This window comes from Profundibacterium mesophilum KAUST100406-0324 (genome assembly GCF_009835145.1).
GTDB lineage: Bacteria > Pseudomonadota > Alphaproteobacteria > Rhodobacterales > Rhodobacteraceae > Profundibacterium > Profundibacterium mesophilum.
Window position 1 is genome coordinate 12,678 of the sequence record NZ_APKE01000002.1, and the last position, 15,877, is coordinate 28,554.

Consider the following 15,877-nt stretch of genomic DNA (forward strand, 5'->3'; position numbering starts at 1 on the left):
CACGTTAAAAGTGTTTATCATTTTATATCAATCTGCACTGAGCGACCTTAAGTTTAATGCTTCGATAATCTTTTCTACCAAGGGTTGTTACCATCCTGCGGAGAACATCGAGCGTTGACTCGGGGATCGCGATGGAACGGGGGATATGATCGATGGCGATGAAGCTGGCACATGCCACGCTGCCTGACTGGGTGCCTGCCAGCGCCCATACCTACCTGCAGCATGTGGTCGACGGTGTGCCCATACGCGAACTTGCGCGCCGTTCGGGCTGCCATGCCTCGACGGTCCTGCGCCAGGTCCGCCGATGCGAACAGCGCCGCGATGACCCCCTTGTCGATCACGCCTTGCGTCGTCTCGGCGAGCAGGGAGCCGGGCTGCTGCGGCCCGGCGAAGATGTTGGAGCACCGAAGATGGAACTTGTCGCCCATGAACCCCGAACCGCAACCGTCCCGCATGGCGGCCCCGCGCAGAAGCTGATCGAGCGGGAGGGCCGCCGTATCCTCCGCCGACTGAGCGAGCCGGGCGCCTGTCTTGCCGTCGCGGCCGGCATGGAGAAGGCGGTCGTCGCGCGCGAGACCGCCGATGGACAGACCGTGCGCACGGCGGTGGTGGATCGCGAGATCGCCGAGGCGATGGCGCTCAAGGACTGGATCGGCAGTGACGGCGGCGGGCGGATCGCACGCTACAGGATCACGTCGGCAGGGCGCGCGGCGCTGCGCCGCCTGATCGCCGAGCAACGGGGCGAGGAGGAGGATGCGGGCGGCCTGCGGTTGCAGTCCGGGCAGGGAGGCACACAGCGCTATGACCTGGGGGAGAACCCGCTCCTGACACTTGCCCGGCGCCGCGACAAGTCGGGCAAGCCGTTCCTGTCGGCCGAGCTGGTGGCGGCGGGCGAGCGTCTTCGCGAGGATTTCGAACTGGCGCGGATGAGCCCGAGGGGCGCGAAGGCCTTCGAGGCCGCCCTGTCACCGGGGATCAGGATCATGCCCGCCGATCGCGGGGCAGGCACCGTGCCCGGACCCGAGGCGGCGCTCGGCCGCGTGGAGGCGGCACTCAGCGAGCTTGGGCCCGGCCTCGGGGACGTGGCCTTGCGCTGCTGTTGTCACCTGGAGGGAATGGAGGCGATCGAGAGGCGCATGGGCTGGGCGGCCCGCTCCGGCAAGATCGTGCTGCGGATCGCGCTGCAGAGGCTTCGCAGCCATTACGAGCTTGCCGAAGGCCCCCTGCGCCCGCGTATCGGCTGATCGTGAGAGCCGGGGGCCATGCGCCCCCGGACCCCCGCAAGGTATTTCATCCGAAGATGAAGGGGGGCGGCCCATGATGACGCCCTCCACCGTTGGCGATCACTCGGCCGCGTGGCTGGTGCTCAGGCTTGCCTGGTCCTTGGCGGTTTTCAGCGCCTCGCGCACGCCGGCGCCATAGGCCTCGTCGACCTTGGTGAAATGCGCGAGCTGGCGCTCGACGATCTCATCGGGCACGCCGGCCATCGCGCCTGCGATGTTCGAGAAGAGACGCTTGCGCTGACCCTCGTCGAAGAGCGCGAAGAGCGCGCGCGGCTGGCTGTAGTGATCGGCCTTGCCCCGGAACTCGTAGCGGTCGACATCGCCGGCATAGCGGTGCGGCGGCTCGGCGACCGACGGATCCTCGACCGGTCCGCCGAAGCTGTTGGGTTCGTAATAGGCATCGGGGTTGGTCATCAGGCCGCGGGGCATCTCGCCATCGCGATGGTAGTGGGCAACCGGGCAGCGCGGCTTGTTCACGTCGAGCGTGTCGTAATGTGTGCCGATCCGGTAGCGATGCGCGTCAGGGTAGCTGAAGAGACGCCCCTGCAGCATCTTGTCGGGCGAGAAACCGATGCCCGGCACCACGTTGGACGGGTTGAAGGCGGATTGCTCGATTTCCCCGAAATAGTTTTCGGGGTTCCGGTTGAGCTCCATCTCGCCGACCTTGATCAGCGGGTAGTCGCCATGCGGCCAGACCTTGGTCAGATCGAAGGCGGACCAGCCGGTCTTCTCCTCGAAGTTCTTCTCCTCACCCTCGGGCATGACCTGGATGAACATGTCCCACTTGGGGAACTCGCCGCCGTCGATCTTGCCGTAGAGCGCTTCCTGATAGCTCTCGCGCGACTTGGCGATGACACCTTCGGCCTCGTCGTTGGTGAAATGCTTGTGGCCCTGCTGGGTCTTGAAGTGGAACTTCACCCAGAACCGCTCGCCCTGCTCGTTCCAGAGGCTGAAGGTGTGCGAGCCGTAGCCGTTCATGAAGGTCGGATCGGTCGGGATGCCGCGGTCGGACATCAGGATCGTTACCTGGTGCAGGCTTTCGGGGCAGAGCGACCAGAAATCCCACATCGCGGTAGCCGAGCGCAGGTTGGTGCGCGGGTGGCGCTTCTGGGTGTGGATGAAGTCGGGGAACTTGTAGGGGTCGGCCACGAAGAAGACGGGTGTGTTGTTGCCCACCAGATCCCAGTTGCCTTCCTCGGTGTAGAACTTCAGCGCGAAGCCACGCACGTCGCGCTCGGCATCCGCCGCGCCCTGCTCACCGGCCACGGTGGAGAAGCGTGCCAGCATCTCGGTCTCGCTGCCCGGCTTGAAGACGGCGGCGCGCGAATACTTGCTGATATCCTCGGTCACGCGCAGCGTGCCGTAGGCGCCCCAGCCCTTGGCGTGCACAACGCGCTCGGGGATGCGTTCGCGGTTCTGATGGGCCAGCTTCTCGATCAGCTGGTAATCCTCGAGCAGCACGGGGCCGTGCGGGCCGACCGTCTTGGCGTTCTGGTTGTCGGCAACCGGCGCGCCGGAGCTGGTCGTGAGACGCGGTCTGTCAGTCATTGTCATGTCCCTTTACACGTTGGTCCAATGATTCGAATTTGGAATCATTCTAGCTTTCAATTCTGGAAATGCGAGAGGGAAGATTCGAGGGCGCTGGGTCATGTTTGACAAGGGTCATGCTATTGTTCACTAGTTGCGCATGAACGCATTGCATGCCTCCAACGAAGCGCGCCGTCTTCAGACGCTTCGCTCGTACAACATTCTCGACACGGGAATTGAGGCCGCGTTCGATGAGATCACCGCCATTGCGGCGACGCTGTGCGGAAAGCCGATCGCCATGATCACCTTGATCGACGAAGAGCGGCAATGGATCAAGTCGGAAGTCGGATTGGGCTGCAGGGAGATGCCGATCGGGCAGTCGGTCTGCGCGCGCGTGATGAACGAGCGCGAGGTGGTCGTGATCCCCGATACGGCCCTCGATCCGCGCACCCGCGATAATCCCCTTCGCCAAGCCACGCCGCCGATGGCCTTCTATGCCGGGGCGCCATTGATCGCGCCCAATGGTGACGCGCTGGGCGCGCTTTGCCTGCTCGACGAGGTTCCCGGCACGCTTACCCCCGTTCAGATCGAGACGCTGCGCGTCATGGCAAAGCAGGTGATGGCGCAGCTCGAGCTGCGCCGGACGCTGCGCCGGGCCGACGTGCTGCGCCGGGAGGTCGATCACCGGGTGAAGAATTCCCTGCAGACAGTTGCCTCCCTCACGCGGATGCAGGCGCGCCGGGTGGTCGGTGACGAGGCGCGAGAGGCGCTCGACGTCGTGCAGCGCCGGCTCGAGAATGTGGCGGCACTGAACTCCGAGCTCTACCGTACGAATGCCGGCGAAGGCAGCATCGACATCGCCCCCTTCCTCGCCTCGATCGGCAGGCTGGTTTCGGAGGGGGGGCCGGAACGCGTGCACCTGACGCTCGCGGCCGAGGCGATCCTGGTGGGATCGGCGCGTGCCGGATCGCTTGCAGTGATTGTCAACGAATTTGCCATGAACTCCTTCAAGCATGCCTTTCCGGATGACCGCGCCGGTCAGGTCACGTTCACCGGCGCGCGGCGCGGCGAGGCGTCCTACAGCCTTGTCTGCCGCGATGACGGCGTGGGCTCGCCGGACAGCGCGCAACGCGGGCTGGGCGCGCTGATCATCGAGAGCGCGGTCGAGCAGCTCGACGGCCAGCTCGAAACCCTCGAGGGGCCGGGCTACGGCATCGAGGTCGTCTTCCCGATCTGACCGAAGGCGCGGCGGCCGGCGGTTGGGGTCGACGGTTGCGCCCGGCGCATGGCCGCGATGCGGACCGCATTCCATTGCATGCTTGTCCCGCGGGGTGGCGCGGGCTTATGTAGGTCGCGTAGCGAGAGGAGCCCATTTCATGCCGCGTGATCTGAAGATCCCGGGCGAGCGCCACCCCGAGAAGGCCCGCCGCCCCGACAACGCCCAGCCCCGCAAGCCGGACTGGATCCGGGTCAAGGCGCCTTCGTCGGACGGGTATCGCAAGACGCGCGACATCATGCGCGAGCACAAGCTGGTCACTGTCTGCGAAGAGGCCAGCTGCCCCAACGTCGGTGAATGTTGGTCGCAGGGCCATGCCACGATGATGATCATGGGCGAGATCTGCACGCGCGGCTGCACCTTCTGCAACGTCGCCACGGGGCGCCCGGATGCGCTCGACGTCTTCGAGCCGGGCCGGGTGGCGGATGCGGTCAAGAAACTGGGCCTCAACCACGTGGTGATCACCTCGGTGGACCGGGACGATGTCGATGACGGCGGCGCCGAGCATATCGCGCAGACGATCCGCGCCACGCGCCGGCAGGCCCCCGGCACCACGATCGAGGTGCTGACCCCCGACTTCCTCAGATGCGGGCCGGAGGCGCTCGAAACGGTGATCGCCGCGCGACCCGACGTGTTCAACCACAATCTCGAGACGGTGCCGGGGCTCTATCCCGAAGTGCGTCCGGGCGCGCGCTACTTCCATTCGCTCAGGCTGCTGCAACGCGCCAAGGAGATCGACCCGGGCATGTTCACCAAGTCGGGCATCATGGTCGGCCTCGGCGAGGACGCGCAATCGGTGCGCCAGGTGATGGATGACATGCGGGCGGCGGACGTGGATTTCCTGACCATCGGCCAGTACCTGCAGCCGACGCCCAAGCACCACGAGGTCGCGCGTTTCGTCACGCCCGAGGAGTTCGCCTCTTACGAGAAGGCCGCCTATGGCAAGGGGTTCTCGATGGTCTCGGCCACGCCGCTGACCCGTTCCAGCTATCATGCGGGCGACGATTTCGCCCGGTTGAAAGCCGCCCGCGCGGCGCAGCTGGCATGCCGCTGACGCTGCGGGCGGTGCGCATGTCCCGCGCCGCCTACCGGCCGGGAAGCTCCACGAGATAGCTGGCAAGCGCGTCGCGATCCTCCTGCGGGAGCTGCGAGAGCTTGTCGATCACGGCGACCATGTGCCCTCCGGCACTGTCGTAATCGGGGGTCAGGCCGGTTTCGAGATAATAGGCGATGTCGGCCTGCGACCAGTCGAGCAGGGCGGGCGTGATGCCCGGAACGCGCCCCGGCCCGTCCGGCACCGGGGCCCCGGCGAGCCATTCGGAAAAGCGCAGCCCGCCCGCGCTGTTGCGCGGCGTGTGGCATTCCGCGCAATGACCCAGCGCCTCGGCGAGGTATCGCCCCCGTTCGGCGGGTTCAGAAAGCGGACCGGGCACCGCCCAATCGGTCTGCCGGAAGGCCAGTTTCCACAGCCCGATGCCCCGGCGCAGGGTGAAGGGGAACGAAACCTCATGCGGCTGGCTGGGCACGTCCGACGCGGGAAGGGTGCGCATGTAGGCCACGAGATCGACGATATCCCCGCGCTCGGCGAGGCCGTAGGCCGCGTAGGGAAAGACCGGGTAGTAATGCGCCCCGTCGGGCGAGGTGCCCTCCATGATCGCGGTGACGAGCGCCGCATCACTCCATGCGCCGATGCCATGGGTCTCGTCCGAGGAGATGTTGGGCGCAAGGAACGTCCCGAAATCCGAGACGAAGCGCTGCCCGCCCGCGAGGACCGGGCCGGTACCGCCCGGTCCATCCGTCCCGTTCCCCCTCTGGGTGCCTTCGGGCGCCGTGTGGCACGAGGCGCATCCCGCGGCGAGGAAGATGCGCTCTCCATGCTCGACGTCGGGCTCGAATTGCGACAGTTCGGCCGCGGTTATCCGTCCGGGTGCTGTGAGAAACCACGCGGCAAGTCCCAGCACGGCCGCGAAGGCGAGCGCCCAGCGCAGCATTGGCCCCATGTTCCGCTCTCCCTCGCGCGTGCCGTTCCGGCGCCGACCCTCTTAGTCGTCGGACTTGCGATAGAGCTTGTGGCAGGCACCGCAGGCCTTTCCGACATCGCCCATCGCCGATTGCAGCCCGGCAAGATCGGTGCCCGCCTGCGCCTCGAGCGTATCGGCAGCCTGCACCAGCGCCTCGGATTTCGCATCGAAATCCTCCATGCTGGTCCAGATCTCGGGAAGCGCGTCCGATCCTTCCATCTCGCCATGCGCGGTGCCTTCGGGCCAGTAGCCCTGCTGATCGAGGCGGGCGAGGGCGGCGAGGTTCGACGCGGCGGCGCCCGCGGCCTGCGCGTCGTAGGGCATCTGCTCCTTGGCCATCCCGCCAAGCTGGCCGAGATTGTAGGCGTAGAGGGACATATGCGCCTGACGCGCCTTCATCGCGGCCATACCGGCCTTGTCGGCATGACTTTCGGCGGTGGCGATCCCGGCGAGGACCGCGAAGGGCAGGGCAAGTCCCAGCGCGAGGCGAAGTGGAATGGTATGTGTCATCTCGAAATCAACTCCGAACAGGAAAATGTAGAGCCAGCGTGACGCAGCGCGGAAGCCGCGTCCAGCCCCCTTTGCCCGCGCCGCGTGGGTATGCGCCTACGGCCCGCGCCGCGAGATGCCGCGATCGAGCGTTGCCCATTCGGGCCACAGGCCCGCCGCCTCGAGCCCCGCGATCGCCAGGGCGATCGCCGCGACGGCGAGCATCAGCGCCACCCGCTTGCGCGACGGCGGCCGGCGGGCCCAGCGCACCATGCGAAGCAGCCATGCGGGGTTCATCGGGGGCGCCCGGTCATGTGAAGCGGACCTGCCCGATATAGGGCAGGTTGCGATTGCGCTGCGCGTAGTCGATGCCGTAGCCCACGACGAAGGCATCGGGGATCTCGAAGCCGGTCCAGCTTGCCTTGATGCCCACCTCGCGCCGGGCGGGCTTGTCGAGGAGGGCGATGGTTTCGAGCCTGCGCGGTGCCCGGGCGCGCAGAAGCGTCAGGACATGGTGCAGCGTGTAGCCCGTATCTACGATATCCTCGACCACGAGCACGTCGCGCCCGCCGATCTCGCCGCGCAGGTCCTTGAGGATCCGCACCTCGCGGCTGCTCTGGGTCGCGTTGCCATAGGAGGACGCCTCCAGGAAATCGACCTCCACCGGCAGGTCGAGCTCGCGCACGAGATCGGCGATGAAGACGAAGGAGCCGCGCAGCAGGCCGACCACCACGAGCTTGTCCGTGCCCTCGAAACGCTGCGCGATTTCGCGGGCCAGTTCCTCGATCCGGGCCGCGATCGCCTTGGCCGAGATCATCTCGTCGATGACGTAGGCTGGTTGCTCCATCTCCTCCGCCCCCCTTGAATCCTGTGGCGTTTCGTTCGACATCCTATGGGTCCGTCCCGAACGCGAGCAGATATGCCTACACATCACGAAACCCGCAAGCTGCCCTATACCGCGCAGCAGATGTACGATCTCGTCGCCGATGTCGAAAGCTATCCGCAGTTCCTGCCGTGGACGGCGGCGGCCCGCATTCGCGAGCGCGCGCCGTTGCCCGATGGTGTGGGCGAGATCATGGAGGCGGACCTCGTGATCAGCTTCAAGGTCTTCCGCGAGCGTTTCGGCAGCCGCGTTACCCTGCATCCCGAGCGCAAGCGCATCGAGACCGAGTATATCGACGGCCCGTTCCGTCACATGCTGTCGAACTGGCAGTTCCGCGATGTCGAGGGGGGCTGCGAGGTCGAGTTCGACGTGGATTTCGAGTTCCGCAACCGCTTGCTTCAAGGCGCGGCGGGCATGTTTTTCAACGATGCGATGCAGCGTGTCGTCCGCGCCTTCGAGCGGCGCGCCGCGGTGCTCTACGGCTGACGGACGCAGGAGAGGTCCGGCCGCGGGCGGGCCCGTGGCGGGCAGGGGGATTTCCGGGAGGAGCATTGCGATGACGACGATCGAGGAAGGCCTGCTCGCACTAGGATCGGGACCGCGTCCGCCCGCCGCCGCGCGCGAGGTCATGCGGCTGTCATTTGCCGACTGGACCGCCTGCGCGCTGGCCGGCGCCGAGGAGCCCTCGGCGCGCGCGGTTGGAAGCCTGATCCGTGCGGAGGGCGGTACCCCGGAGGCCACTTTGGTCGGCGGCGGCCGGGCGCCCGCGCGCGGGGCTGCGCTCCTGAACGGCACCGCATCCCACGCGCTCGACTACGATGATACCCATTTCGCCCATATAGGCCATCCCTCTGTCGCGGTAATCCCCGCCGCGCTTGCCCTCGCCGAGCGTTGCGGGGCGAGCCTTGATGACTGTCTGGAGGCCGCGCTGATCGGCGCCGAAGCCTCGATCCGGATGGGGCTGTGGCTGGGCCGTGCCCATTACCAGATCGGCTTTCACCAGACCTCCACCTCCGGCGCGGTCGGGGCAGCCCTCGCAGCGGCGCGGTTGCTGAGGCTGAGCCCCGGACAATCCGCCCATGCGCTCGGACTGGTCGCAACACGCGCATCGGGTCTGAAGTCCCAGTTCGGGACGGATGGCAAGCCCTTCAATGCCGGGATCGCGGCCTCGAACGGGGTCGAGGCGGCCTTGCTCGCCGGTGCCGGGATGACCTCGCGCCCCGACGGGTTCAGTTGCGTGCAGGGGTTCGGCGCAACCCATCACGGGGAGGGCGATCTTGCCGCGCTCGACGGGATCGGCACGAGCTGGGCTTTCGAGCGGGTGACGCACAAGTTCCACGCCTGCTGCCACGGGCTTCACGCGGCAATCGATGCGGTCGCCTCGCTGAGAGAGCCATGCGCGGGGCGCGATGTCGCGCGGATCGAGATCGCCACCCATCCACGCTGGATGAGCGTGTGCAACATCGCAGTGCCGCGCACCGGGCTCGAGGCGAAGTTCAGTTATGCCCAGACGGCGGCGATGGCGATCACGGGGCGCGATACGGGGGCGCTGGAGACGTTCTGCGATACCGCTCTGGACGTTCCAGCGCTCTCGGCGATGCGTGCGCGGGTCCATGTCCTGCCCGATCCGCATCTGTCCGAGACACAGGCGCGGGTCAGGCTCGTCCTCGAAGGGGGAGAGGCGCTGACTGCCGAGCGGGACACGGCCAGGGTGCTCGATTTGCCGGAGCGCAGGACCTTGATCGCGGGCAAGCTGCGGGCGCTCTTGCCCGACTCGCAGGCCCGCGCGTTGGAGGCAGCCGTCGAAGGGTCGGATCTTTCGGCACTGGTTTCCGTCCTGTCCGGGTGATCCGACGGCCAACTCGGCGCAAAAACCTGTCTAAATGTATTGACAACACAATGAGTCCATTTTGCTGGCGCAAAATGGTCCCCGGTTCGTAAGAAATTCGACAAAAATTAGAGCGAAAAGTTCCCCGAGCAAAATTTGCAAAGGGATACTCGCATGTCGATCATTACAGGGACTCTATCAGGCGTGACCAGTACTTTCGTACAGGTCAGCAAAACTGATACTGAAAAGTCACTTCAGGACGCGACCAAGTCGAGCACCGACGCGGCGCAGAGCAGCACGGATGCCGCGAGCGAGAGCGTTTCCGCCGCAAGCACGAGCGGTGGCGGCCTCGGCGCCTCCGAGACGGGGCGTGTCCGCGCCGATACCAGCGTTTCGCGCTCCGATGCCACGCGCGGCACGCTTGGCGAGATGCGCCGCCCCGACACCGATCAGGTCTCTGCCGAGCGCGCCGCTGCCCAAGCCTCGGTGGACAAGATGAAGAAAGAGCTTCTCGTCGCGCAGATCGCCAAGGCCCCCGAGCCCGGCATCGAGCTCGAGATGGTCGCGCCGGTGGAAGCCAGCAGCAAGGCGGCCTATGCCGAGGGCAAGTCGGCCCCCGCGACCCGGGCGGCCTCCGAGCCAGATGGCGAGCGGATCGACGCTCGCGCTTGACCGGGCCATCTCGCGGCATCGACCCGGTACCGCGAGCCTTATCCACACAACGATAACGGGCCGGGGCATCGCTGCCCCGGCCCGTTATCGTTTGTCCTGCCCGGCAAGGGCGGCACATGTTCAGGGTCCCCCCCCTGCGCCGCCCGCCGCGCCTCAGGAGGTCATGTCATAGGCCCGCTCGCCATGCACCGCGAGATCGAGGCCGCTCGTCTCGGTTTCGGCATCGACGCGCAAGGGCGTGATCATGGCCACGAGTTTCACGAGGACGACTGTCACGACAGTCGTGAAGACCCCGACGATGGCGAGCGTTCCGAGCTGTGCGATCCAGCTCCCCGCGCCGAATGCCGCGATCATGATCGTTCCGAAGATGCCGCCAACCCCGTGCACGGCGAAGACATCGAGGGTATCGTCGATCTTGAAGCGGTTGCGTACCAGGTTCACCGCCTCCTGGCAGAGCACGCCCGCGACTGCACCCAGGATCAGCGCCTCGATCGGCCCGACGAAGCCCGAGGCTGGGGTGATCGTGGCCAGGCCCGCGATGGTGCCGGTCACGATCCCGACCAGCGACGCCTTGCCGTATTTGATGCGCTCCCACAGAGCCCAGCTGAGCGATGCGGTCGCGGCGGAGATATGGGTGACGGTGATCGCCATGGCCGCGCCCCCGTCGGCGGCAAGCTGCGAGCCGCCGTTGAAGCCGAACCAGCCGACCCAAAGCATGGCCGCCCCGATCATCACGAAGCCGGGGTTGTGCGGCGGCTTGGAGCGATCGCGGCGCGGTCCGAGGATCACGGCGATGATCAGCGCCGCGATTCCGGCGGTTTCGTGAACCACCACGCCGCCGGCGAAATCGCGCGCCCCGACCGCGCCGAAGATACCGCCATCCGACAGCATTCCGCCGCCCCAGATCCAGTGCACCACCGGCGCGTAGACCAGAAGCATCCAGAGCCCCGAGAAAAGCAGGACGAAGCCGAAGCCGATCCGCTCGACATAGGCGCCGACGATCAGCGCGGGGGTGATGATGGCGAAGGTCATCTGAAAGGCGAAGAAGAGTATCTCGGGCAGGGTGCCCGACAGGGTTTCGGCGTCGATGCCGATCAGGAACATCTTGTCCAGTCCGCCCCAGATGCCGCTCGCGCCGCCGCCGAAGGCGATCGAGTAACCCACCGCGAGCCACAGGACGCTCATAAGGCAGGCGATGGCGTAGCATTGCATGAAAACGCTGAGCACGTTGCGCGCGCGAACGAGCCCCCCGTAGAACAGCGCCAGCCCCGGCAATGTCATGAACAGCACGAGTGCCGTCGCCACGATGATCCATGCAGTATCCGCTGCGACCATGTCGTTCTCCTTGTCAAACCGCTTGGCGGCGGTTCAACCGTCTGTGCGCCGCCCGGAAAAGAGACGAAGGGTCGTAGCGCTGCGTAAATTTCTGGCAGAGTGTGATTTGCGCAAAAAATAGTCGCTCAGGTCTCCGGTTGCCCGGATGATGAGCGGAAACCGGACGTGACTTCGGCAATGAGATGCAATGCATGCGCGCAGGCGGCCTCGCGGACCGCGTCACGGCCAAGCGCACCGAATTCGACCGTAACGGCGCGCGCGGCGCCCCCCGCGACCGAAATGCCGAAACAGACCCGGCCCTCTGGTTTGAACTCGCTGCCTCCGGGGCCCGCGATCCCGGTGACGGAGATGCAGATACCGGCACCGGACCGGGCCGCCGCGCCTTCGGCCATGCTACGGGCAACCGGCTCGCTGACCGCACCATGCGCCCCGATCAGCGCAGCGGGCACGTCCAGCATCTCCTGCTTGGCGCGGTTGCTGTAGGTGACGAAGCCGCATTCGACGCTCGCCGAGCTGCCGGGAATCGCGGTCAGGCTGGCGGCGACCAGCCCGCCGGTGCAGCTTTCGGCCGTGGCGATCGTCGCGCCGGCGTCGCGGGCCAGGTCGAGCGCCCGCGTGGCGAGCCGCGCGATATGGGCCGAAGGGCCGGGCGGGGCCTTGCCTGTCACAGCAACCCGCTATGGGCGATGCCCGCAAGCGCCGCCACGCCCAGCGCCGCGAGCATACCGGCGAAGATATCGTCAAGCATCACGCCAAGCGCATCGCCGCGCCGATCGGCCCAGCCCACAAGAAGGGGTTTCCAGATGTCGAAGAGCCGGAAGAGAAAGAAGGCGGCAATCCAGCCGGGCCAGAGCGCGGTGATGGCGACGCCGTTCGCGGCCGCTCCGAAGGAGAGCGGGAGCAGGGCGACCCACTGGCCGGCGACCTCGTCGATCACGATCCATCCCGGATCCTCCTCCACCGCGCCGCGCGTCTGCACCGCCGTGGCCCAGTAGCCGGCCGCGAAGACGACGCCGATGCCGAAGGCAAGCCCCCATGGCCCGGCAAGGAGGTGCAGCGCCCAGGCCGCCGGCAGGGCCGCGAGCGAGCCCCAGGTCCCCGGAGCGGGACGCAGCAGGCCGATATAGAAGAAGCTGGCGATGAGGCGGCTCATGACGCCACCAGCGTGACACTGGCCATCGCCGCGATGCCCTCCTCGCGTCCGGCAAAGCCGAGCCGCTCGGACGTGGTCGCCTTGACGCTCACGCGGTCGATGTCGATGCCCGCGATACGGGCGAGATTGTCGCGCATCTCCTGCGCGTGGGGCGTGATCTTCGGCGTCTCGCAGATCAGCGTCAGGTCGATATTGCCCAAGGTGAAGCCCCTCGCCGCGATGCGGGAGACGGCATGGGACAGGAAAATCTCGGAGGCGGCATCGCGCCAGCGCTCCTGAGAGGGCGGGAAATGCCGTCCGATGTCGCCCTCGGCGAGCGCGCCGTAGATCGCGTCGGTGACGGCGTGCATCCCCACATCGGCATCGGAATGCCCCTTGAGCGCCTTGTGGTGCGGCAGGTCGATGCCGCAGAGCGTGACGTGGTCTCCCTCCTCGAACGCATGCACGTCGAAGCCGTTTCCAGTGCGGATATCCAAGCGGGCCTCCATCAGGGTTTCGGCGCGGGCGAAATCGCCCTCGACCGTGATCTTGAGGTTCCTTTCTTCGCCCTCAACGATCGAAACGTCCAGCCCCGCCGCCAAGGCGACCTCGACATCGTCGGCCGCATCGCCGCGATGGGCCCTGTGGGCGGCGAGGATGGCGGTGAAATCGAAGCCCTGCGGGGTCTGCGCGCGGTAGAGCCCCGCGCGTGGCCGCGTGCCCGTCACCCGGCCCTCTTCCCCCGTCCAGAGGGCATCGGTCACCGCGAGGGCAGGGGCCGCGCCGGAGGCGGTCTCGAGTGCCGCGATCACCCGCGTGATCAGCGCGGGCGAGACGAGGGGGCGGGCCACGTCATGGATGAGGACGCGCCCGATGCCCCTGTTCTCGAGCGAGGCAAGACCCGCGCGCACCGAGGCGCTGCGGCTTTCGCCCCCCGGAACGACCGTCACCCCCTCATGCGCGGCATATCCCGCCGCCATGCCCATATCGTCCGGCGAGAGCACGAGCACGGTGAGGTCGATGCCGGGATGGGTGCGCAAGGCATCGAGCGTCCATGCCAGCACCGCCCGTCCCGACAGCATGCGCCATTGCTTGGGAACCGGTCCGCCGACACGTCGTCCACGTCCGGCCGCGACGATCACGGCTGCTGTCTTCATCTGTCGTCCCCCCACCCACGGCGCCGGCTGCGTCATTCTAGCGGCGTCTGTGCCCAGTGACGAACATGACCGCAAGTGCTGGAAACGCCCGCCTAAAACTTGTGCACACACTGTTTCATCCCCGGCGGGGCGGGCGCCGGGTTTGCCAAGGGCGGCGATGCGCGCTACCAGATCGAACAATTGCACATGGATTAGGCATGACCATGACCCTTCCCGGCGAGCTCGCTTCGCTCGGCCTCAAATCGCCCGTCCTGCTCGCGCCGATGGCCGGCATCACCGATCTTCCCTTTCGGCAGATCGTCGCCGGCTTCGGCGCCGGGCTGGTCGTCAGCGAGATGGTGGCGAGCCAGGAGATGGTGCAGGCCAAGCCGGGCGTGCGCGAGCGCGCGGAGCTGGGATTCGGGGAGGCGGCAACGGCGGTGCAGATCGCCGGGCGCGAGGCGCATTGGATGGCCGAGGCCGCCCGCATGGTCGAGGCGAACGGCGCGCGGATCATCGACATCAACATGGGCTGTCCGGCGAAAAAAGTGGTGAACGGCTATTCGGGCTCGGCGCTGCTGCGCGATCTCGACCATGCCCTCCGCCTGATCGAGGCGGTGGTCGCGGCGGTGCGCGTGCCGGTCACGCTGAAGACGCGGCTGGGCTGGGATGACCGACTGCACAACGCGCCCGAGCTTGCCCGAAGGGCCGAGGCGGCCGGTATCGCGATGATCACCATCCATGGCCGGACGCGCTGCCAGTTCTACAAAGGGCATGCCGATTGGCGGGCGATCGCGGCGGTGCGCGATGCCGTCTCGATCCCCGTCATCGCCAATGGCGACATTACTTGCGCCGCGAGCGCAAAGACCGCCAGAACGCAGGCACGGGCTTCGGGCGTGATGATCGGGCGCGCCATCCAGGGGCGGCCATGGCTGCTGTCGCAGATCGCCGCCGGGCTCGAGGGACGCGCCGTCCCGCAGCCGCCCCGCGGGTCCGCCCTCGCCGAGCTTGCCGGGCGCCATGTCGACGCGGCGTTCGGCTTCTACGGCACGGCGCTGGGCGGCCGGGTGATCCGCAAGCACCTGGGCTGGTACATGCAGGTGGGCGGAACACCCGCACCGCTCAGACGCGAGGTCCTGACCGCTCCGCCCGAACGCCTGCAGGCCTGTCTGCGATCGGCCTTCGACCAACCGGCAGTGGCCGCATGAGCATGGACGATCTGCTGTGGAACTCGCTTCCCGTTCCCGCCTTCCTCCTCGACCCGCAGGACAGGATCTCCCGGATCAACACCTCGGCCGAGGATTTCATGAACGCCTCGCGCCGCTCGCTTCTGGGGGCGCCGATCTTCGACCGCCTGCATATCGACGCCCCGATCGAGGAGGCCTTCGCCCGCGTGCGCAAGAGCGATGCGGCGCTTTTCGTGAACAATGTCGATGTGGGCGGCGGCAATCGCCCCTCGCAGCAATGCAACATCCAGATCGCCCCGATGTCGGGGATGGAGGCCCATGTCCTCGTCCTGATGGAGCCGCGACAGCTCGCCGATCGGCTGGGACGGGCAGGGTCGGTCAAATCCTCGGCGCGGTCCGCGATCGGGATGGCGGAGATGCTTGCGCATGAGATCAAGAACCCGCTCGCCGGCATCACCGGCGCCGCGCAGCTTCTCAGGATGGGGCTCGGGGCGGAGGACCGCGAGCTGACCGATCTCATCGTGGCCGAGAGCCGGCGCATCGTCGCGCTCCTCGATCAGGTCGAGCAGTTCGGAAACCTGCGTCCGCCGCAAAGGCAGGTAGTCAACATCCACGACCTCCTGAACCGCGCACGGCAGACCGCCGCCGTCGGCTTTGCCGCACATATGCGGCTGGTCGAGGATTACGATCCCTCGCTTCCGGCGACCCATGTCGACGGCGATCAGTTTGTGCAGGTGTTCCAGAACCTGATCCGCAACGCGGCCGAAGCGGCCGGGACGGGCGGCGGGACGATCACCATCCGCTCCTTCTATGACCTGTCGCTGCGGCTCCGGCGCGCCGACGGCTCCGGCGCCGCGCTCCCCCTGCAGGTCGAGATCGTCGATGACGGGCCCGGACTGCCGCCGGAGATCGCGGCCGACATCTTCGAGCCCTTCGTGTCGGGCCGGGAGAACGGCACCGGGCTCGGTCTCGCCCTGGTGGGAAAGATCGTCTCCGACCACGATGGATGGATCACCGTCAACTCGGTCCCCGGCCGCACCGCCTTCCGCATTTCCCTCCCCGTCGCCCCGCGCGGCGACACAGACTGACCGCAGCACCCCAAGAGGCC

General features: G+C 67.1%; 17 protein-coding genes. 8 read left to right on the plus strand and 9 right to left on the minus strand.

The features are described from left to right. Positions 1-152: 152 nt before the first annotated feature. On the plus strand, positions 153-1,244 hold the full coding sequence (locus tag PMES_RS00815) for a DUF6456 domain-containing protein (RefSeq protein WP_159963635.1): 1,092 nt from the start codon (positions 153-155) through the stop codon (positions 1,242-1,244). Between the two features lie 99 nt (positions 1,245-1,343). Here PMES_RS00815 and PMES_RS00820 read toward each other — a convergent pair whose 3' ends face one another. Beyond that, positions 1,344-2,831: a catalase gene (locus PMES_RS00820; RefSeq protein WP_159963636.1), complete on the minus strand. Its 1,488-nt coding sequence runs from the start codon at positions 2,829-2,831 to the stop codon at positions 1,344-1,346. A gap of 139 nt (positions 2,832-2,970) precedes the next feature. On the opposite strand from PMES_RS00820, the gene PMES_RS00825 reads away from it, so the two are divergent. Both PMES_RS00825 and lipA read left to right on the plus strand, forming a co-directional pair. Then, a complete protein-coding gene (locus PMES_RS00825) occupies positions 2,971-4,047 on the plus strand; it encodes a GAF domain-containing protein (RefSeq protein ID WP_159963637.1) in 1,077 nt (358 codons plus the stop codon). 139 nt (positions 4,048-4,186) lie between these two features. Beyond that, positions 4,187-5,140, plus strand: a complete 954-nt coding sequence (gene lipA / locus PMES_RS00830) for a lipoyl synthase (protein WP_159963638.1) — start codon at positions 4,187-4,189, stop codon at positions 5,138-5,140. A gap of 31 nt (positions 5,141-5,171) precedes the next feature. Here the strand turns inward: lipA and PMES_RS00835 are convergent, their stop codons facing one another. The 4 genes from PMES_RS00835 to hpt all read right to left on the minus strand — a co-directional run bounded on the left by PMES_RS00835 (position 5,172) and on the right by hpt (position 7,443). After that, positions 5,172-6,086, minus strand: a complete 915-nt coding sequence (locus PMES_RS00835) for a c-type cytochrome (RefSeq protein WP_236549647.1) — start codon at positions 6,084-6,086, stop codon at positions 5,172-5,174. Positions 6,087-6,128: 42 nt separating this feature from the next. Beyond that, positions 6,129-6,617, minus strand: a complete 489-nt coding sequence (locus PMES_RS00840) for a c-type cytochrome (protein WP_159963639.1) — start codon at positions 6,615-6,617, stop codon at positions 6,129-6,131. Positions 6,618-6,713: 96 nt separating this feature from the next. Next, entirely contained in the window at positions 6,714-6,893 is a 180-nt protein-coding gene (locus PMES_RS00845; RefSeq protein WP_159963640.1) for a hypothetical protein, read from the minus strand. Between the two features lie 13 nt (positions 6,894-6,906). Continuing rightward, on the minus strand, positions 6,907-7,443 hold the full coding sequence (gene hpt, locus PMES_RS00850; protein WP_159963641.1) for a hypoxanthine phosphoribosyltransferase: 537 nt from the start codon (positions 7,441-7,443) through the stop codon (positions 6,907-6,909). A gap of 72 nt (positions 7,444-7,515) precedes the next feature. Between hpt and PMES_RS00855 the strand changes: the two genes are divergently transcribed. The 3 genes from PMES_RS00855 to PMES_RS00865 all read left to right on the plus strand — a co-directional run bounded on the left by PMES_RS00855 (position 7,516) and on the right by PMES_RS00865 (position 9,979). Then, positions 7,516-7,965: a type II toxin-antitoxin system RatA family toxin gene (locus PMES_RS00855; protein ID WP_159963642.1), complete on the plus strand. Its 450-nt coding sequence runs from the start codon at positions 7,516-7,518 to the stop codon at positions 7,963-7,965. A gap of 70 nt (positions 7,966-8,035) precedes the next feature. Next, a complete protein-coding gene (locus PMES_RS00860) occupies positions 8,036-9,328 on the plus strand; it encodes an MmgE/PrpD family protein (RefSeq protein ID WP_159963643.1) in 1,293 nt (430 codons plus the stop codon). Positions 9,329-9,511: 183 nt separating this feature from the next. Continuing rightward, positions 9,512-9,979, plus strand: a complete 468-nt coding sequence (locus tag PMES_RS00865; protein WP_159963644.1) for a hypothetical protein — start codon at positions 9,512-9,514, stop codon at positions 9,977-9,979. A gap of 153 nt (positions 9,980-10,132) precedes the next feature. Here the strand turns inward: PMES_RS00865 and PMES_RS00870 are convergent, their stop codons facing one another. From PMES_RS00870 to PMES_RS00885, 4 genes are all read right to left on the minus strand, one after another. Continuing rightward, positions 10,133-11,314 (minus strand): ammonium transporter, encoded by a 1,182-nt coding sequence (locus PMES_RS00870; RefSeq protein WP_159963645.1) that lies wholly within the window; start codon positions 11,312-11,314, stop codon positions 10,133-10,135. A gap of 125 nt (positions 11,315-11,439) precedes the next feature. Next, a complete protein-coding gene (locus tag PMES_RS00875) occupies positions 11,440-11,982 on the minus strand; it encodes a CinA family protein (protein ID WP_236549648.1) in 543 nt (180 codons plus the stop codon). Further along, the gene (locus tag PMES_RS00880) at positions 11,979-12,467 is read right to left on the minus strand and encodes a phosphatidylglycerophosphatase A family protein (RefSeq protein WP_159963646.1); all 489 of its coding nucleotides are present in this window, start codon (positions 12,465-12,467) and stop codon (positions 11,979-11,981) included. Before PMES_RS00880 ends, PMES_RS00875 begins: the two co-directional genes overlap by 4 nt. Continuing rightward, positions 12,464-13,603 (minus strand): bifunctional 2-C-methyl-D-erythritol 4-phosphate cytidylyltransferase/2-C-methyl-D-erythritol 2,4-cyclodiphosphate synthase, encoded by a 1,140-nt coding sequence (locus PMES_RS00885; protein WP_159963647.1) that lies wholly within the window; start codon positions 13,601-13,603, stop codon positions 12,464-12,466. Before PMES_RS00885 ends, PMES_RS00880 begins: the two co-directional genes overlap by 4 nt. 203 nt (positions 13,604-13,806) lie before the next feature. Between PMES_RS00885 and dusB the strand changes: the two genes are divergently transcribed. Together dusB and PMES_RS00895 are read left to right on the plus strand one after the other, a co-directional pair. Continuing rightward, complete coding sequence (gene dusB, locus PMES_RS00890; protein ID WP_438943219.1) at positions 13,807-14,790, plus strand: tRNA dihydrouridine synthase DusB; 984 nt, start codon at positions 13,807-13,809, stop codon at positions 14,788-14,790. Further along, on the plus strand, positions 14,787-15,857 hold the full coding sequence (locus tag PMES_RS00895) for a two-component system sensor histidine kinase NtrB (protein ID WP_159963649.1): 1,071 nt from the start codon (positions 14,787-14,789) through the stop codon (positions 15,855-15,857). Before dusB ends, PMES_RS00895 begins: the two co-directional genes overlap by 4 nt. Positions 15,858-15,877 lie beyond the last annotated feature (20 nt).